Annotated in this window: 16 protein-coding genes; 9 read left to right on the top strand and 7 right to left on the bottom strand. The window is 64.2% G+C overall.

Annotated features, from left to right (window positions below; all coding sequences use genetic code 11):
• Nucleotides 1-42 precede the first annotated feature (42 nt).
• The 7 genes from QQK18_RS07025 to QQK18_RS06995 all read left to right on the top strand — a co-directional run bounded on the left by QQK18_RS07025 (nucleotide 43) and on the right by QQK18_RS06995 (nucleotide 8,802).
• Nucleotides 43-1,641 (top strand): sensor histidine kinase, encoded by a 1,599-nt coding sequence (locus QQK18_RS07025; RefSeq protein ID WP_284339587.1) that lies wholly within the window; start codon nucleotides 43-45, stop codon nucleotides 1,639-1,641.
• A 290-nt stretch (nucleotides 1,642-1,931) separates the two neighbouring features.
• On the top strand, nucleotides 1,932-4,115 hold the full coding sequence (locus tag QQK18_RS07020; protein ID WP_284339586.1) for a PAS domain-containing sensor histidine kinase: 2,184 nt from the start codon (nucleotides 1,932-1,934) through the stop codon (nucleotides 4,113-4,115).
• Complete coding sequence (locus tag QQK18_RS07015) at nucleotides 4,112-4,492, top strand: response regulator (protein WP_284339585.1); 381 nt, start codon at nucleotides 4,112-4,114, stop codon at nucleotides 4,490-4,492. The genes QQK18_RS07020 and QQK18_RS07015 overlap by 4 nt, the downstream gene beginning before the upstream one ends.
• Before the next feature lie 106 nt (nucleotides 4,493-4,598).
• The gene (locus tag QQK18_RS07010; RefSeq protein ID WP_284339584.1) at nucleotides 4,599-5,063 is read left to right on the top strand and encodes a glutathione peroxidase; all 465 of its coding nucleotides are present in this window, start codon (nucleotides 4,599-4,601) and stop codon (nucleotides 5,061-5,063) included.
• A 157-nt stretch (nucleotides 5,064-5,220) separates the two neighbouring features.
• Nucleotides 5,221-6,372 carry a GGDEF domain-containing protein gene (locus tag QQK18_RS07005; RefSeq protein ID WP_284339583.1) on the top strand — a complete coding sequence of 384 codons (1,152 nt, stop codon included), beginning with the start codon at nucleotides 5,221-5,223 and terminating at the stop codon, nucleotides 6,370-6,372.
• A gap of 145 nt (nucleotides 6,373-6,517) precedes the next feature.
• A complete protein-coding gene (locus QQK18_RS07000) occupies nucleotides 6,518-7,330 on the top strand; it encodes a thermonuclease family protein (RefSeq protein WP_284339582.1) in 813 nt (270 codons plus the stop codon).
• Nucleotides 7,327-8,802 carry a M48 family metalloprotease gene (locus QQK18_RS06995; RefSeq protein ID WP_284339581.1) on the top strand — a complete coding sequence of 492 codons (1,476 nt, stop codon included), beginning with the start codon at nucleotides 7,327-7,329 and terminating at the stop codon, nucleotides 8,800-8,802. Before QQK18_RS07000 ends, QQK18_RS06995 begins: the two co-directional genes overlap by 4 nt.
• A 69-nt stretch (nucleotides 8,803-8,871) precedes the next feature.
• On the opposite strand, the gene QQK18_RS06990 is transcribed toward QQK18_RS06995, so the two are convergent.
• The 7 genes from QQK18_RS06990 to QQK18_RS06960 all read right to left on the bottom strand — a co-directional run bounded on the left by QQK18_RS06990 (nucleotide 8,872) and on the right by QQK18_RS06960 (nucleotide 16,092).
• Complete coding sequence (locus tag QQK18_RS06990) at nucleotides 8,872-9,504, bottom strand: histidine phosphatase family protein (RefSeq protein WP_284339580.1); 633 nt, start codon at nucleotides 9,502-9,504, stop codon at nucleotides 8,872-8,874.
• Nucleotides 9,505-9,619: 115 nt separating this feature from the next.
• Nucleotides 9,620-10,183: a CarD family transcriptional regulator gene (locus QQK18_RS06985; RefSeq protein WP_284339579.1), complete on the bottom strand. Its 564-nt coding sequence runs from the start codon at nucleotides 10,181-10,183 to the stop codon at nucleotides 9,620-9,622.
• Nucleotides 10,184-10,669: 486 nt separating this feature from the next.
• Entirely contained in the window at nucleotides 10,670-11,008 is a 339-nt protein-coding gene (fdxA, locus tag QQK18_RS06980) for a ferredoxin FdxA (protein ID WP_284339578.1), read from the bottom strand.
• A 153-nt stretch (nucleotides 11,009-11,161) separates the two neighbouring features.
• Entirely contained in the window at nucleotides 11,162-11,491 is a 330-nt protein-coding gene (locus QQK18_RS06975; RefSeq protein ID WP_284339577.1) for an RNA-binding S4 domain-containing protein, read from the bottom strand.
• A 3-nt stretch (nucleotides 11,492-11,494) separates the two neighbouring features.
• A complete protein-coding gene (locus QQK18_RS06970) occupies nucleotides 11,495-14,575 on the bottom strand; it encodes a helicase-related protein (protein ID WP_284339576.1) in 3,081 nt (1,026 codons plus the stop codon).
• A 139-nt stretch (nucleotides 14,576-14,714) separates the two neighbouring features.
• On the bottom strand, nucleotides 14,715-15,026 hold the full coding sequence (locus QQK18_RS06965) for a hypothetical protein (RefSeq protein WP_284339575.1): 312 nt from the start codon (nucleotides 15,024-15,026) through the stop codon (nucleotides 14,715-14,717).
• 268 nt (nucleotides 15,027-15,294) lie between these two features.
• Nucleotides 15,295-16,092, bottom strand: a complete 798-nt coding sequence (locus QQK18_RS06960) for a DUF3108 domain-containing protein (protein ID WP_284339574.1) — start codon at nucleotides 16,090-16,092, stop codon at nucleotides 15,295-15,297.
• A gap of 240 nt (nucleotides 16,093-16,332) precedes the next feature.
• Here QQK18_RS06960 and rpmB point away from each other — a divergent pair, with 240 nt between their 5' ends.
• The gene (gene rpmB, locus QQK18_RS06955) at nucleotides 16,333-16,617 is read left to right on the top strand and encodes a 50S ribosomal protein L28 (RefSeq protein ID WP_284339573.1); all 285 of its coding nucleotides are present in this window, start codon (nucleotides 16,333-16,335) and stop codon (nucleotides 16,615-16,617) included.
• A 281-nt stretch (nucleotides 16,618-16,898) separates the two neighbouring features.
• Nucleotides 16,899-17,537: a queuosine precursor transporter gene (locus QQK18_RS06950; RefSeq protein WP_284339572.1), complete on the top strand. Its 639-nt coding sequence runs from the start codon at nucleotides 16,899-16,901 to the stop codon at nucleotides 17,535-17,537.
• Nucleotides 17,538-17,690 lie beyond the last annotated feature (153 nt).

Genomic DNA, 17,690 nt, shown 5'->3' with positions numbered 1-17,690 from the left:
CCGGGCTATAGCATCTGTTTTCTTTTCATGCAGCGCAGCCCATTGTCCAGTTTCGCGCCCAAACGCTTAAAGGACATCCCCGCCATCCCGGTGGCGGTCGCGCTCATGGTTGTGGCCCTGGTGTCGTTTCTCGCCATTTTCGCGTTTTTCGTCGCGCAAGGCATCGAGCAGACCTCCCGGCGCCTGGAAGAGCGCGCGCATAACAGCGTCCAGATTGTCTCGACCAATGCGCGCTGGCTGAGGGAGGTGGCGCAGCAGACGTTGCGGCGAATCGACCTGGCGCTGGGGCCGGCGATGCTGAGCACACCGGAGCAACTGGTGCCGGTGCTCGAAGGAATACCCCCCGGCGCGGAAATCTATATTGTCGACGCCGAGGCGCGCACGCTCTATTCTTCCGTTCCGGAAGCCGACGACGTCTCGGTGACAGACCGCCAATATTTCACCGAGCTGCGCGAGGACGCCAAGTTCCACGTCTCCTCGCTGCTGATCAGCCGGCTCACCGGCGACCAGATCTTTGTCTTCAGCAAGCGGGTCGAACGCGAAGGCCAGTTCGCCGGAGCGATCATGATCTCGTTCAGTACTTCGATACTGGCAGATTTCTGGGCTACTCTTCAGGTGGAAGGGGCTTCAACTATCAGCCTGCTGCGCAGCGACGGCATGCTGATCGCTCGCTATCCGCCGACGGATGGGCCGCTCGACCTCAGTGATTATGTGCTGTTCACCGATTACCTGCCGCAGGCGAATTCGGGTATCTACCCGGCCACATCTCCCGTCGACGATGTCGAACGGATCGTGAGCTACCAGCACATTCCGGGTACGGAGATCGTGGCCATCGCCTCGGTCGACGCAGGGGCGGCGTGGGAGGCTTTCCGACGCAACGTGCTGATCGTCTTCCTCATCGTTTCGCCAATCATCGTCGGCCTTGCCGTCGGCAGTATCTGGATCGTGCGGCTACTCTACCGGGATGCGGCGCGCCAGCACGAGCTCGAGGCGTCGCTGGCCGAAAATGTCCTGCTTTTCCGCGAGATCCACCACCGGGTCAAAAACAACCTGCAGTCCGTGCAATCGCTGGTGCGCATGCAGAACATTCCCGAGAGCACCAAGCTCGACCTGCAGAGCCGGTTTGCCGCGATGGCGGCGATGCATGAGCACATCTACAAGCGCGATGCCTATGCCGACATCGTGGCGAGCGAATTCGTACCCTCGGTCGTGGAACCCGTGCTTGCCACCTATGGCAGCTTTGCAAAGCTCGATTACGATGTCGATCCGGTGCGCATCGACCGGGACCACGGCACGCCGTTTGCCCTGTTGCTCAGCGAACTCATCACCAATGCCCTCAAATATGCCTTTCCCGGCGGACGGGCCGGGCGGATTCGGATCGAGCTGAAGGCGCTCGACAATGAGCGTTGCCGGCTGGTGGTCGAGGATGACGGCATCGGCTTTTCGCCCGCCGGGGCGACATCCAGCATGGGCATGCGCCTCATCAAGGCCATCGTCGCGCAGCTCAACGGCACCTACCGGTTCGCCGAGCACGCCGGCACCCGTTTCGAAGCCGATCTCGCATTGCAGCACGCGGCAAGGCTTGATTTTTCCGAGCATGGTCCGGCGCCGGCCTCCGCATCGACCGTATCACCGGGCTGATACCCCCGCCCGCCGGTGCTCCTCGGGCGAGGGATGCACGATCGGCATAGTGCAGGCCGCGAATTTTTTGTCTTGGCAGTAAGCGATTATTTTGTCTTGGCAGTAAGTTGTGTCGCCGGAATTCAGGGCAGCTTAACTGCTGCAATAGCGGGAACTCTTGGCTGCGCCCCGACGTTACTGACGATCGTGCTCGGGGAGAGGGCTTCTGTGACTCAGGCAGGCTTGGCATTTCATCAGACTCATTTCCGGCTGGACTGGTCCTGCAACGCCGGCAGCGAGTTCTGGTGACCATGACGAATGTAGAAGAATTTCCGCTGGCGGCGCGGAAGCTGACCGAGTACGAGGCGTTGGTGGCCGCGTCACCGAGCGTGCTCGATGCCATTCCGGGCGCCGTCTATCTCTGCGATCATGACGGGTGGCTGGTGCGATACAACGCCGAGGCTGCTGAACTCTGGGCTCGGTCACCGTCGCTCGTGGAAAATCCGGAGCGCTTCTGCGGCTCCCACCGGCTGTTTCTCCCGGACGGCACGGCGCTGGCGCATGAAGAGTGCCCAATGGCCATGGCGGTAACGTCCGGGGTGACGACGCGCAACGCGGAGATCGTTATCGAACGGCCAGACGGCTCCCGCGTCGTGGCGCTTGTCAACATCCGACCGCTCATGGACGCGCACGGCAACATCCAGGGCGCTATCAATTGCTTTCAGGACGTCTCCGCCCAGAAGGCCATAGCTGACGAGGCGCGCCGCAAAACCGCCGACCTCGAGGATTTTTTCGAGAACAGCGCCATCGCGCTCCATGTGGTGAGCGGCGAAGGGATCATCCAGCGCGCCAACAAGGCAGAGCTTGCTCTCCTCGGCTACAGTGCCGAGGAGTATGTGGGACGGCATATCGCAGAGTTCCACGTCGATGCGCCGGTGATCGGCGAGATCCTGCACAAGCTGTCGTGCGGGGACCGGGTCGACCGTCATCCAGCCCGCCTTCAGGCCAAGGACGGCTCCATAAGGCACGTGCTGATTACCTCGAACAGCCGCTTCGAGGATGGCAAATTCGTCAATACAAGGTGCTTCACCACTGACGTGACGGACCTGCGTTACGCCGAGGCCGCGCGCCGCGAGAGCGAGGATCGGCTGGCGGCAACCTATGAGGCTGCCACGATCGGGATCGCCGAAGCCGGTGCCGACGGTCGTCTGCTGCGCGTTAACGACGCGATATGCAAGATGCTCGGGCGCTCGCGCGAGGAACTGCTCAACATGGCTTTCCTCGACTATACGCACGAAGGCGAGCGCGAAAAGGACGCGGCTCTCTATGCCCGTCAGGTCGAGGGAGAACTCGATAGCTATGTGCTGCGCAAGCGGGCGAGGAAGCCTGACGGAGCCATCATTTACCTCGACATCCACAGCTCGTCGGTTCGGGACGCGGCCGGCAAGTTCCTCTACGGCGTGCGCGTGATCCAAGACGTCACCGAAACCAAACGGATGGAGGACCAGATCCGGGGGAGCGAGCGGCGCATGCGCGATCTGCTCGAGGCGATGCCCGCCGCGATCTACACGACCGATGCGGCAGGCCGCATCACCTTCTACAACAAGGCGGCAGTCGATATGTCCGGACGCACGCCCCAGCCGGGAGACATGTGGTGCGTAACCTGGCGCCTCTACCATCCGGACGGCAACCCGTTGCCGCACGATCAATGCCCCATGGCAGTGGCCTTGAAGGAGAAACGTCCGATCCGGGGGGTCGAGGCGATCGCCGAACGACCCGACGGCACGCGTATACCCTTCATGCCCTACCCGACGCCCCTTTTCGACAGCGACGGCAACCTGGTCGGCGCCATCAACATGCTCGTCGACATCAGTGAGCGCAAACAGGCCGAGATGAGGCAGAAGGTGCTGATCGACGAGCTCAATCACCGGGTCAAGAACACGCTCGCGACGGTCCAGTCCCTTGCAGCGCAAACGGCCCGGCACGCCGAGACACTGGACGACTTCCGCCCGCGCTTCGAAGAGCGGCTGCAGGGTCTGGCACGGGCGCACGATCTGCTGACGCGGCGGCACTGGGAGAGCGCTCCGCTCGATGCCCTGGCACGCGAGATCCTGGTGCCTCTGGCTGGAGACGTCGGTGGACGTATCGCCATCGAAGGGCCGTCGGTCGATCTCAATCCGCGAGCTGCCTTGAGCTTTACCATGGCGCTCAACGAACTTCTCACCAATGCCGTCAAATATGGCGCGCTCTGCACGGACGCGGGGTGCATTTCAGTCGTCTGGTGCCTGGAGAAGAACGCGGAGCCTCCAACCCTCATCCTCGAGTGGCGCGAGCAAGGCGGGCCGCCCGTCAGCCCGCCCGCACGCCGCGGGGTCGGCTCGCGATTGATAGAGCTGTGCATAGAGCGGGACCTTGGCGGTCAGCTCGAGCTTGCCTTCAACCCCGAGGGCGTTGCTTGTGACGTTTGTGTGTCCCTCGAACGGATTGAGGCATGAGTGAGTTGGCGGGCCTTAGAGTTCTCGTGGTGGAGGACGAGGTCGCCGTCGCTCTGATGATCGAGGGCATGTTGCAGGATCTGGGCTGCGAGATTGCCGCGTCGGTGGCACGACTGCCCGATGCCAGGGAAGCCGCCGCCGCGGCGCAGATCGACCTGGCAGTGCTGGACGTGAACCTGCATGGACAAATGGTGTTTCCGGTTGCGCAGATCCTCAGCGATCGCGGCATACCGTTCGTCTTCAGCACCGGCTACGGGGCCAGCGGCTTGCCGCCGGAAATGGCCACCCGTCCCGTCCTCAGCAAGCCCTACTTCGCCAGAGAGCTCGAGACGGCGATCCTGACGGCGATACGCGATGGCGCGGGCGCCGCTCGCTAGCGCGAGATGCGATTTGTCGGGATAAAAATTGCGCTCTCCCACTGTTCCGCTCCATTGCATAACGCGTGCCGCTCCCCACGTTCTTTGCCTTTGAAGGATTTGCCTGATGACCACGCTTGCCGATTTCAACCTGCCGTCGCTCACGGGCGAAGCTCAGCCGCTCTCCGCTTATGCCGGCAAGCTCGTGCTCATCGTCAACACCGCCAGCAAATGCGGATTGACCCCGCAATATGAAGGGCTGGAGGCGCTTTACCGCCGGTACGGCCCGCGGGGTTTCGTCGTGCTCGGCTTCCCCTGCAACCAGTTCAAGGGGCAGGAGCCGGGCAGTGCCGAGGACATCGCCGAGTTCTGCTCGGTCAACTACGACGTGAGCTTTCCCCTCTTTGGCAAGATCGACGTCAATGGTCCCGACGAGAGCCCGCTTTACACATGGCTCAAGGCCGGGCATCCGGGCGATATCGAATGGAACTTTGCCAAGTTCCTCGTCGGCCGGGACGGCCAGGTCGCCGAACGGTTCGCGCCTGCGGTCGTCCCCGCCGATATCGCCCCGGCCATCGCGGCGCGGCTGTAGAAGAGCGGGGCCGAGGTCGCACCGCCGGTGTGCCGTGTGATACTGCAATTTCCCTCACTTCGTGCGGGCCTTGGTAAGGGTTTGCACACTGCAGTGCCCTAAGGCTTGCGCATCGCGCCGGTATCGACCGGTCGATAGCTCACGCAGGGGGCGCGGGATGCTGCTCGATCAGGCCTCCCTGATGCTGGCCATCGGATTCTCCGGGGCCGCTCTCGGGGTAACTTTGTTCATCGCATGGCTGTCGGCGCGCAACGAGCTGTTCCTTTTCCGGCTAGTCGTCGGCGTCCTGTTCCTCGTCCTGGGCGCGGCCGTGTTCAGCACCTATCGCGAGAGCTATACGGTTGCCCGCCATTTCGCCGGTTTCGCGCTCCTGCTCGTCGGCTTCGGCATCGCCTGGAACAGCGCACGGCAGTTCCGTACAGGCTCGGCCCCTCTGGCGCCGATGTTTGCCTGGACCTTCGCGGCCGTTGCGGCGTGCGGGGTGCCGTTCGGCCTCGGCCTCGACGGGCTCGGAGCGATCGTCGCCAACATCGCGTCGGCAGCGCTGCTGTTTGCGACGGCGGCCGAATATTGGCGCAGCCGAGCTGAGGCGCCGGTGCCGATCCTGTTGACGAGCGTGCTCTATGCGGTCACCGCCACCTCGTTTTCCCTCTGCGCGCTGGCACTGCTGCTCGATGGCGATCTGGCACTGGCGGGCGCGCCCGACAACTGGGCCGAGGAGATCAACGCGGTTGTCGCGATCTTCACGCTGACCGGCATTGGGGCGCTGTCGCTGTCGCTGCATCTGTCGCGGCAGGCGCGCCTGCACAAGTCCGCCGCGATGACCGATCCACTGACGGGGCTGCTCAACCGCCGGGCGCTCTTCGACCGCTTTGGCAGCGAATCACTTGCCGGGCCTGTGGCGGTGCTGCTTGCCGATCTCGATCACTTCAAGCTGATCAACGACAAGCACGGCCATGCGGCCGGCGACGACGTGCTGCGACAGTTCGCGGCGACCATGCGCCAGCTGGTGGGATCGCAAGGCGTGCCAGCGCGGCTCGGCGGCGAGGAGTTCGCCGTGGTCCTGCCCGGCGCCGGTGCAGTAGAGGCAGAGACATTGGGCGAGTGCATCCGCGCAGCGTTCGCCGCCAAAGGCCTCGAGACCCTGGCCGGGCCGCTCGCCTGCACCGTCAGCATCGGCGTTGCGGTCTGCGACGGGCCGGGCGAGGGCTTCGAGGTGCTGTTGAGCCAGGCGGACGACGCCCTCTATGCCGCCAAGCGCGACGGGCGCAACCGCATCTGCGTGCACAACCTGCAGCTCGTCGCCTGACCAGCGCGCCACAGTGCTGCATAATGGCAACGGATGGCCGCTTCCTGCCACATGGTTGCCGGAAAGTGACCGCAAGGGAAGCGCCGCCGATGATTTTTTGCCGTATTCTGCTGCACGGTAGACGACATCTTCCTCGGGGCTCGATTTGCTTAGGACCCATGTGACCAGCGTTGCGTTCTTCGCGGCTGCCGCGGCGATGACCGCGCCCGTGCCCGCCTGCGAGGCGCTGCGGCCGGGGCCGGCCGGCGTTGTGACAGAGGTGGTCGATGGCGACGCGGTACTGCTCGACACCGGGCTGGTCGTGCGCCTCATCGGCATGCAGGCGCCGAAGCTCCCGCTTGGGCGCGAAGGGTTCGAAGCCTGGCCGATGGCGGAGGAGGCCAAGGAGGCGCTCTCGGCCATGGCGCTCGGCAAGCGGGTACGGCTGGGCTATGGCGGCGAGGAAACCGACCGCTACGCGCGCACGCTTGCCCACGCCTTCATTGCCGGGGAGGACGGGGCCGAGACTTGGGCGCAGCGGGACATGATTTCGAGGGGCCTCGCCCGCGTCTATTCGTTCCCCGACAATCGCAGTTGTCTTGCCGAGCTCTACGCAGCCGAGACCGAGGCGCGGGTCAAGCGGCTTGGCATCTGGACCGATCCCTATTACAGCGTGCGTGCGGCGGACCGGCCGGGGGAGATTCTCCGGCGGGCGGGAAATTACGAACTTGTCGAAGGCCGTGTGCTCACCGCCGATGAGGCGGGCGGACGCGTCTATCTCAATTTCGGCCGCTACTGGAAGGAAGACTTCACGGTGGTGATCGAAGGAGCGGCGCTCCGGTTGTTTGCTACGGAAGGGCTCGATCCGCTGGTGCTCGAGCAGGCATTCATCCGGGTGCGCGGCTGGATCGACGACCGGGACGGGCCGCGCGTGGCGGTCACCCATCCCGAGCAGATCGAGGTGTTGGCGGTACGATGATCGGATCTTGGCGTTTCATCGAGGGTGCGCGCAAGGGTGGCATGGCAGTGGCGCTGGTAGCGCTTGCCGGCTGCACGGCGTTGACGGGCACCAACGTGGCGGTCAACCGGACCGGCGACAACCCTGCGCCCGCCGTCGAGCCGCAGGCCGGTTCCGATGAAGAGGCGATCGGCGCGCGCGAGCATCCGCGCATCATCGCCGCGTTCGGCGGGGTCTATTCGGACCGGCAGGCCGAGATCATGATCGCGCGGATCGTGTCGCGGCTGCTGGCGGCGGCCGACCAGCCCAATGCCCAGTTCCAGGTGACGATCCTCGATTCCCCCGAGGTCAACGCCTTCGCCTTGCCCGGCGGCTATATCTATGTGACGCGCGGCATCCTGGCGCTCGCCTCCGACACCAGCGAGCTTGCCGCGGTCCTGGCCCACGAGATCGCGCATGTGACGCTGCGTCATGCGCGAGCACGCACCGACCGCAACCGCACCACGGCTATCGTTGACCGGGTGATCACCGCCGTTTTTGGAGGCGACGCCTCGACTGACGCGGCCGCCAGCCGCTCGCGCATGTCGATGGCGGCGTTCAACCAGAACCAGGAGCTCGAGGCCGATCGCGAGGGCATCGAGATCGCCGGCAAGGCCGGCTACGACCCGCACGCGGCGGCGCGGTTCCTGGGCGTGATGGGACGCTTCGCCGCTTTCTCGGCCGGCAGCGACACGGGCGCCGGTTTTCTCTCCTCGCACCCGTCGACCCCCGACCGCATCCAGAAGGCGGCGGACACTGCGCGCAGGATCTTCGGCGCGCCTGGCGTCGGTGAGACCGACCGCAAAGGCTATATGGACGGCATTGGTGGCCTGACCTTCGGCGATAGCCCGTCACAGGGCTCGATCGTCGGGCGGCAGTTCATTCATCCGGGCGCCCGGTTCACCTTCACGGTGCCGCAGGGCTACACGCTGCAGACCTCGCAGAACGCGGTGGTCGGCGTTGCCGGGGACGGGGAGGCGGTGCGCTTCGATTCGACCAGCGTGCCGGCGGGACAGTCGCTGACCGACTATCTGAAATCCGGCTGGATCGCCGGCCTCAAGGCCGAGACCGTCAAGGCCGAGAGCCACAACGGCATCGAGATGGCAACGGGCCTGGCCGAAACCGACCAGTGGCACTTTCGGGTATCGGTGGCGCGGCTCGATGGCAGCGTCTACCGCTTCATCTTCGCGGCCAAGTCCGACAGCCGGCGGTTCGCGCAGGGGGCCGAGCAGACGCTCGCCAGCTTCCGGCGGACAACTAGCGCGGATCTCTCTGGAATTCGCAAGGTGGCGCTGCGTATCGTCACGGCTCGTCCGGGCGACACGGCCGACACCCTTGCCCGGCAGATGGCGGGTCTCGCCCGCGGCCCCGAGCTCTTCTACATCATCAACAACCTTTATCCTGGGGATCCGGTGACGCCGGGACAGGACTACAAGATGGTGGTGCTGCAGTAGGCACAGGATAGCCTGATCGAGGCTTGCTATCAGGGCTCGGAGACGGAACCGTGCCTTCGGTGATCTGTGCTATTTTGGTCCGGTCTTCAGATGGGAAATATCGGCCAAACTGACGACCGAACGGTCCTTCCAGAAATCATCCTGGCGCAGGTGCGTGATGCTCCCCGATCGGGCGTGAAAAAACACGTGACCCGCGGCATCGATGGGCATCTTGATCCACGCCGCGATGACAAATGTCAAAGCAACGCCATGCGTCACGATGATCTGTGTTCCGCACGCGCGGCTGACGATTTCGTCCAGACATCGATAGATACGCGTTGCGATCTCTCTGCGGGTTTCCGCATCTTCGATGCCGCCACGATGGTCCATCCGATTGTCGTCGGAGGGTGGTATCTCACGTTCGTGAAGCCACTCTTGTGGCTTTCCTCCCGCTGAGCCGCGGCTCATCTCGCGCAGATCGCTCATCTCGACGATCGGGCGGTTCAGGCGCCCTGCAATGATTGCCGCTGTCTGAGATGCACGTAGCAGGTCGGAGCTGAAAATCTCGACATCGTCGTCCCCGGCCAGTGTGGCGAGCCGTTCAGCCGTCGCCTCGGCATCGGTCTGACCTCGGGGCGTCAATCCGGTATCGTACCAGCCGCCGACCCTCTTCTCTGTGTGGTGGATGGACTGGGTATGCGTCACGACAAACAAGGTTTTCATGGCAATCCAGCGAGGATGACAGCGTTGGGGTGATATGGTGGTACAAAAGCAGCAGCCCTCCAAAGAAAAAGGCCGGCGTTGCCGCCGGCCTTGATGTTTGGCTCGAACGACTGCCTTACGCGGCAGCTTCCTCGTCGGCTTCGGCCTCGGCGTTCTTGCCGCGGCGCGGGCTCTTGGCGAGGTTCTTTTCGATCAGCTGCACCGCCTCGGTCAGGGTTAGCCTGTTGACGGCGGCGATCTCGCGGCTCATGCGGTCCATGGCCTGCTCGAAGAGCTGACGCTCGGAGTAGGACTGCTCGGGCTGGTCGTCGGACCGGTAGAGGTCGCGCACGACTTCCGAGATGGCGATGAGGTCGCCCGAGTTGATCTTGGCCTCGTACTCCTGGGCGCGGCGCGACCACATGGTGCGCTTGACGCGGGCACGGCCGGTGACGGTGTCGAGCGCCTTGGCCACGAGATCCTCCTCGGCAAGCTTGCGCATGCCGACAGATTTGATCTTGGCCACGGGGACGCGGAGGGTGAGCTTGTCCTGCTCGAAGCTGATCACGAACAGCTCCAGCGTCAACCCGGCGACTTCCTGTTCTTCGATGGCGACGATCATGCCGACGCCATGCGCCGGATAAACGATGTACTCGCCGGTCTTGAACCCAAGCCGCTGCACTGACTTCTTGGCTACCATAGAAAACTCCTTGTTGACGCCCCACATGAACGGTTCCGTGCGGGTCGGACCGTTCACGCGTACTCTTCACATCGCCCCTCGGAGGGGCATCAAGCGCAGCCGAAGGCGCAAACGACCCGGTCCGCTTCCCGGGGGGTGCGCATCAGTTCTCGGATCCTGTCAAAAAAAATGTGCCCTTGTGGCACAGGCTCGATATGACCGGCTTGACTGCATGTTCCAAGAACATAGCACAAAAAATCAGCAAAATCAAAAATATCGAATCAGCACGCCCAAACGGGGCTGATGGCCCGGCGCACAAGTGCGTCAGCGATGCTGCCAGAAGGGGCAAAGGCGGCGTATGGGATTGCCCGCCAGAGATTTTCCCTTCTGACGGCATCAGAATGGAGCACCACGGTGTCAGGTTGCGCGCTTTCGAACCGCAAAGGCGGTATCAATCCCCGATCAAGTCCGGGACAGGCTTTTTGCTGAAAACGCGCCAGCCGGCGCCTAGTCGCCCTCGCCCGGGGCCTCGGAGAAGTACTTCTCGAACTTGCCTTCCTCGCCGTCGAACTCCTTGGCGTCGGCAGGAGGCTCTTTCTTCTCGGTGATGTTGGGCCAGGCGGAAGCATACTTAGTGTTGATCCCGAGCCATGTGTCGAGCCCGCTTTCGGTATCCGGCTTGATGGCTTCGGCCGGGCACTCGGGCTCGCAGACCCCGCAGTCGATGCATTCGTCGGGGTGGATGACGAGCATGTTCTCGCCTTCATAGAAGCAGTCGACGGGGCAAACCTCGACGCAGTCCATGTACTTGCACTTGATGCAGTTGTCGGTGACGATATAGGTCATAGGCTGAGCAAATCCTGCCCGAAGTACTCATGTTTGGGCGTGCCGGGAGGGAGCGTCCCGGCGTTTTCCCGGTGCTAAACGCTTTTCCGACCGACTGCAATAGCGCTTGCGGGTAGGGTTTTGCTGGAACCGGGCAAAGCGCGCCAAGCGGTTTCACTGCCGCGTTCGGACGGGGTCGTTGTCTGGTCTGTCGGGCGCGGGCGGGGAAATGTCTTGGTAAAGTGTCTGTGCTTCGCTCGCCGGCCCCCGGCGCGTGCCGGGGTCGAGGATGCGCCAGACGAGGATACGGCCGCGTAACTGCATGGTCAGCACGTCGCCGGCGCCGACCTTGCGGTCGCTGGAGGTGGTGCGCTCGGAATTGACGCGCACGGCCCCGGTCTCGATGAGCTTTTGGGCGAGGGTGCGCGATTTGACGGCGCGGGCAAAGAACAGGAACCGGTCGAGCCGCTCGCGGCGGTTGGTTCCGTTCTCGCCCGCGCCCACCAATCAGTCCGTCTTCTTGGCCTTCAGCGCAGCGAGCGCTGCAAAGGGCGAGTCAGGATCGAACACCGGCTCGCGCTTCTCTCGCGGGGGCGTGTTGAACTTGGGTCGATCGCCACGGGGCTTGTCGAAGCGCTGGCCGCTCTTCTTGTTACGGTTGTCGAACCGCGCCTTGCCGTTAGGCGCGCTGGCGGGCGCGCTTGCGCCGTTTGCAGCCTCGTCACGGCGTGGACCGCGCTGAGGCCGCGCCTGCTGTGCGTCGCCCTCATGGCGCGTGTGCTGGCGGCGGCGGTCGCCGCGGCGCTCGTCGCGGTGATCGTGCCGCCGGCCAGGGAACCAGACCTCGTCGAACTCAGGCTCGGCGGGCTTTTCCGGCTCGGCCTCGGCGGCAAGGTCGATGATCTCGCTGGAAACGCTCGGCACGGGTTCGGCCAACGCCGCCTCGGCGACGGCCGCCGGGTCGGCAAGGGCGATTTCGGCCGCGCCGGCCGGCGATGCGTTGGCTTCGAGGGCCGCCTCGGCCAGCGCTTCGGCGGGAGCCGGCGCATCCGCTTGCGCCACATCCGCCTGAGCTGCATCAATCTGCGCCGCGTCGGCCTGAGCTGCATCGACCTGAGCCACATCGGCCTGCGGCGCGGGTTCGGACTGAGGCTTAGGCGTGCGGCGCACCCGATAGCCGAGCGAGGTCAGGATAGAGGAGAAATCCTCGCCCGAGCAGCCAAGAAGCGAGGTCATCTCGACCGTTACGCGGAAGCCATTGCCTTCGGCAGCGCCGGCCGGCAACTCGCCTTCGTGACGGCTTGCGTCTAGCGCGACGAGCGGGCGGATGAGATCGGCCAGGCGCTCGAGAATGTCGACGCGCACGGCGCGCTTGCCGGCGACCTTGAAGCCGGCGATCTCGTAGAGCTTGGGGGCCACTTCCGGATCGATCTCGAAAGAGGTGCGGCCGGAAAGGACGATATGCGGCAGATCGGAGACGCCCGGCTGGCGCACGCCCCCGTTCTTGAGCGCATAAAGGATGAGCGCCAGCTCGCGGGGCGCGGGTTTGAGGCTCAGGGGCAGGTAAATGTGGTAGGCGCCGAACTTGACGCCGAGCTTGCGGAGCTTTCCGCGTACGTCCTGGTCGAGGCTCTTGACCTCCTCGGCTACCTCCTGGCGCGGGATGAGCCCCAGATGCTCGTGGAGGCGGAAGGCGATGCCGCGGGCAGTGCCTTCTAGATCTGCCGGCGCCTCGAGGGTCATCACCTGCTCGAGCACGGTATTGATATGGTGGCGCAGCCAGAGATTGAGCCGGTCCTGCACCTTTTCGAGGTCAGGTCCGGTCAGCGCCTCGTCGGACAGCACAAGGATACGGGGCCGCAGGAGCGCGTCGCCCTCCAAGAGCTCGGCGACGATCTCGCCCTTCCAGCGCAGGCGCCCGTCGGTTGCCAGCACGAACTCTTCGTTCGGAGCACCGGCGAGCCTGTCGGCGCGGTTGCGGATCTCTGGGGCGACGGCCTGGTCGGCGGCCGAGCGCAGCGCCTTGGCGTCGATATCGCCGTCGGCGCGCGCAAGGGTGAAGCGGAAGCCTTCGAGAGTGCCGATCAGGTGCCCCTCGAGGCTCACTTCACCGCGGTCGTTGATTTCAGGAGATGCCATGCGTCTGTCTTTCAGGTGACGAATAAGAACGCTCGTCCGCCGGTCCACGAATCGTTGGGTCAACTTTTCGTGTAACGCGTCGCTCAAGCGGTCCTCTATGTCACGGGTCTTTTCACGCCAGTGTGTCGGATCTGTGAGCCAGTTCTTGCGATTGGCGACGAACGTCCAGGTACGAACCTGCCTGATACGATTGGAAAGGGTATCGATGTCGCCGGAAACATTGTCGCAGAAGCGCACCTGCTCGGCAATCCAGTCGCTGTCGACCGCATCAAATCGCATCAAATCCGAATAAATGCGCGTGACGATCTCGCCATGGGCGGCCGGGGAGATGCCGTGATAGTCCGGCGTCTGGCACACCTGCCATAAAAGACGTACGGAATCCGGGCGTTGTGCGAGGTGCGCGGCCTCGTTGCGGGCGATGAATTCCAAGGCGGTCTGGTCGGTGGCCGTGGGCACGCGGGTCAGCGCCCTGTGCCTGGGGGGTGCATCGAGGCTGTCGCGCAGCGCGGCAATAGAAGAAAAATCCAGCGCATTGTTGCGCCATTGCAGCACTTTGACCGGATCGAAGTCGTGGGTTTCGAGGGCAACGACCAGGTCTTCCTCGAAGGGTTCGGTGCCCGCTGTCACCCCGAAGGTGCCGTTGCGCATGTGCCGGCCGGCTCGTCCCGCGATCTGGCCGAACTCGGCCGGGGTCAGCGGTCGGGTCTGGCGGCCGTCGAATTTGGTGTCGTCGGCAAAGGCGACGTGGTGGATGTCGAGGTTGAGCCCCATGCCGATGGCGTCGGTCGCGACCAGGAAATCGACGTCGCCATTCTGATAGAGCTCGACCTGCGCGTTGCGGGTGCGAGGGGAAAGCGCGCCCATCACCACTGCCGCGCCGCCACGTTCGCGCCGCATCAGTTCGGCGATAGCGTAGACCTGGGCGGCCGAGAAGGCGACGACGGCCGAGCGGGCTGGCTGGCGAGACAATTTCCTGGAGCCCGCGTAAGTCAATTGCGAGAAGCGCGGCCGGTGGATGATCTCGGCGTATGGCAGCAAAGCCCTGATGATCGGGGCCATGGTGGCCGAACCCAGGAGCAGGGTTTCGCTCATGCCGCGGGCGTTGAGGATGCGGTCGGTAAAAACGTGGCCGCGATCGAAGTCGATGGCTGTCTGGATCTCGTCGACAGCGAGACACTCCACCGGCAGGTCGACCGGCATTGCCTCCACCGTCGCCACCCAATAGCGCGGGTTCGGCGGTACGATGCGCTCTTCGCCCGTCACCAGCGCCACCGCCCCGGCGCCGACGCGCTCGACGCAGCGCTGATAGACTTCGCGCGCCAGAAGCCGCAGAGGCAGGCCGATCATGCCCGAGGCATGGGCGAGCATGCGTTCGATGGCAAAATAGGTTTTGCCGGTATTGGTGGGGCCGAGGATGGCCTTGATCGACTGCGAGGGGAAAGACGTCATCGATGCCCAATGTAGGCCCTTGATGTGGCAGTTTCGAGTGTCCCACGAAAGGACAGTTCATGCGACCTTTTCGGCGGTAGTGTTAACAAGGGAAACGAAGGGGGAACAAAATCAGACCGAATCGGCGCGAATCGCTGAATCACCGTTTGTTCCCTACAGCATGTGGTGGGTCGAATTCGTGATTCGCCACAAGCGGATAGAGGAGGGACGTTTCGAGGCGACCAGCGAGGGGATTGCCGTTGAGCTTGGTTGCCAAAGAATGAAAATCGACCGCCGAAAGCCCTTTCGAATCGAGGTGTGAAGCGAAGGTAAATGCTTCCATTTCAAATCTTTTTTGCCGGTTGACGAACGGGGCGCGGCCGCAGGCGGGGTTGCTGGCCGCACATTGGCAAAAAGACCTGTTGACCGTGTCGATTCGGGACACGCGTGGCGTTAGGGATTGATTAAGCATGACTTTTCGGTTGCGCCCCTATTGCGGCCGAAGCAGCGGTTTTCGCACCGCCTTCTCCTTCATGGCTACGGGTGGCTTCGCGCCCGAGGACAGGCTCCGTACCGAATGAGGGGATAGGGCTCTGGAGCCTTGTGAGAGGTCGCGCCGGCCGTCCCTGGGGATGGCCTCACTATTGTAGCGCACCTCGAAGAAATGCGCCGGCAGCAGGACGCCAGGATAGCTGTGCTCCAGGTCAGCGCCCGGCACCGGCCGCCCGTCCCGCCTTACCCTATAGCCGCAGCCCGGTCAGGACCATCGACAGGTCCCCGGCATTGGTGCCGACCACGGCGCGGTAAGGGATGAAGTAGCCGGTCGCGCCGAGCGGAGCATACCAGATGAGAATGCGGCTTTGCTCGGCGAGATAGCTGGTGATGTCGGAATCGGTAAAGTGCCCGGAAATTGGCGTGTAGCGGAGGGTACAGGCGACCACCGGTCCCTGGTAGCCGGTGCGTGGCGAGGTCGCCTCGTCGGCGGCACCGAATGACATGGTCAGGTCGAAGCGCTCGAGCCCGGTGAAGATGCGCATGCGCCGCTGGCAGAGCTCGGGACCGAGCGATCCGCCCTTGATCAGGAACGCGGCCATCATGTCACTGACCCCGGTCAGGTGGCTGCGCTCGATGGGCACGCGCTGGTATTCGTCGGTCATCGGCGGGGCGACGCGGAATGCCGAGACGTTGCGGCCGCGATAGGAGATGTCGATGTTGAAGTCTTCGCCGCCGGCATGGGTTTGAAGGTCGAATTCCTCGGCGGTCAGGGCCGGGATGGTCGCTTGGCCACTGGAGGAGGCGCTGGCCGTGCCGCTGGTGACGAGGTTGCCGAGGCCGGCGACCCTGGCAGACAAGTCAATGTTGTAGCGATGCCCGTCATCGGAGAGGCCGACATCGACATTTGCGATGTTGATGCCGCCCAGCGTGACCACATAGCTGGCGCGCGCGTCAACCTGCGCCAATGCGGCCTGCGGGAGGAGGGCCAGAAGGCCGATGCCAAGGCCGCTGGCGAAGCGGCGGATGAGCAAACGCTTGGGCAACTGCACGGACTTCCTCGGGCACTCGGGGCGTGGCCGGCCGCCGGCGGGCGAATCAGCCGTTCTCGTCAGGTTACGGCAGAAAGCGGCATTTACAAGCCGCACACCCCCCTCGAGCACGCTCTGCGCTTGACGTGGACGGCGCTTTTGACTATCACGCGCTCGGATTTCAAGAACACCTCAGGCCCGCTGCGGGGCTCGTCCCGCCGGCAGGGCCGTTTTGCTAGAACAAGGACAACACCAATGGCACGGCGCTGCGAACTGACCGGCAAGGGCGTTATGACCGGCAATACCGTCAGCCACGCGGTCAACAAGACCCGTCGTCGGTTTCTGCCCAACCTCCTCAACGTGACGCTGATTTCGGATGCGCTTTCGCGTCCGGTCAAGCTGCGTATCTCGGCCGCGGCCCTGCGCACGGTCGAGCACCGCGGCGGGCTCGATGCCTTCCTCCTGAAGCAGGACGATGCGGACCTCTCCCCGCTCGCCCTCGGCCTCAAGAAGGAAGTGCGCGCAACCCTCGCTTCGTAAGGCGAAGCGCCAACGGCTTTGGCCGCGCGGCCCCGTCCGGGTTCGCGCGGTTTGTTTTTGGTCGGCTGCGTTCTCCGTGTGGGCCCCCTCCCAACCTCCCCCACAAGGGGGGAGGTGCCGGTCTGGTGGGTTTGGCAAGATTGTGCCACGAGCACCAAACCACACCTCCCGCCTTGTGGGGGAGGCTGGGAGGGGGGTATCTCCCGAGCGGGCACGAGCCCGCGTCCATCACCCCGCCCCGGTCTGATGCCGGCCAGCGGTCAGACAAGAGGTGCATTCTGATGCTTTCTCGTTTCCTGGTGGCGGTTGCCGCCATGGTCGCAGTTGTCGTGGCCTCCAACTACCTGGTGCAATTCCCGGTCGCGGCGCAGCTCGGCCCCATCAACCTTGCCGACATCCTTACCTGGGGCGCCTTTACCTATCCGGTCGCCTTTCTCGTCACCGACCTCACCAACCGGCATTTCGGCCCGGTGATCGCGCGCCGCGTGGTCTATGTCGGCTTTGCCATCGCCATTGTCTGGTCGGTAGCGGTGGCGAGCCCGCGCATCGCCATCGCTTCGGGCACGGCTTTCCTCCTCGCCCAGACCCTCGACGTCGTCATCTTCGATCGCCTGCGCGCCTCGCCGCATTGGTGGCGCGCGCCGCTCGCCTCCTCGCTCCTCGGCTCGGTGATCGATACTGTCCTCTTCTTCGGGGTCGCCTTTTCGGCAAGCTTTGCCGTCCTCGACACCGGCCTCGGGCGGTCGGACGGCTCGCTCGCGTTCCCCGTGCCGTTCCTCGGGGTCGGGGGCGAGGTGCCGCTCTGGGTGTCGCTGGCGGCGGGCGATTTCATCGTCAAGATGCTGGTGGCCCTGGCGCTGCTGGCGCCGTACAGGGTGCTGCGCAGTCTGATAGCCGACCGCAGCGCCGCACTCGCCTAGGGTGTGTTGCGGCGGAGGGAGCCAATTTCCACGGCGTCATTCCCGCGAGAAAGCGGGAACCTCCGTTTCCCCTGCCAGCCCCGCAAACAGAGGTCCCCACTTTCCGTGGGGATGACTCTATGCTTGTGAGACTATCGCGCGCCTTCCGACCTT

This window comes from Devosia nitrariae, assembly GCF_030160115.1.
In the GTDB taxonomy this organism is placed as follows: domain Bacteria; phylum Pseudomonadota; class Alphaproteobacteria; order Rhizobiales; family Devosiaceae; genus Devosia; species Devosia nitrariae.
Note: the sequence above shows the minus strand (reverse complement) of the source record. Positions and strands in the feature narration are given on the sequence as shown.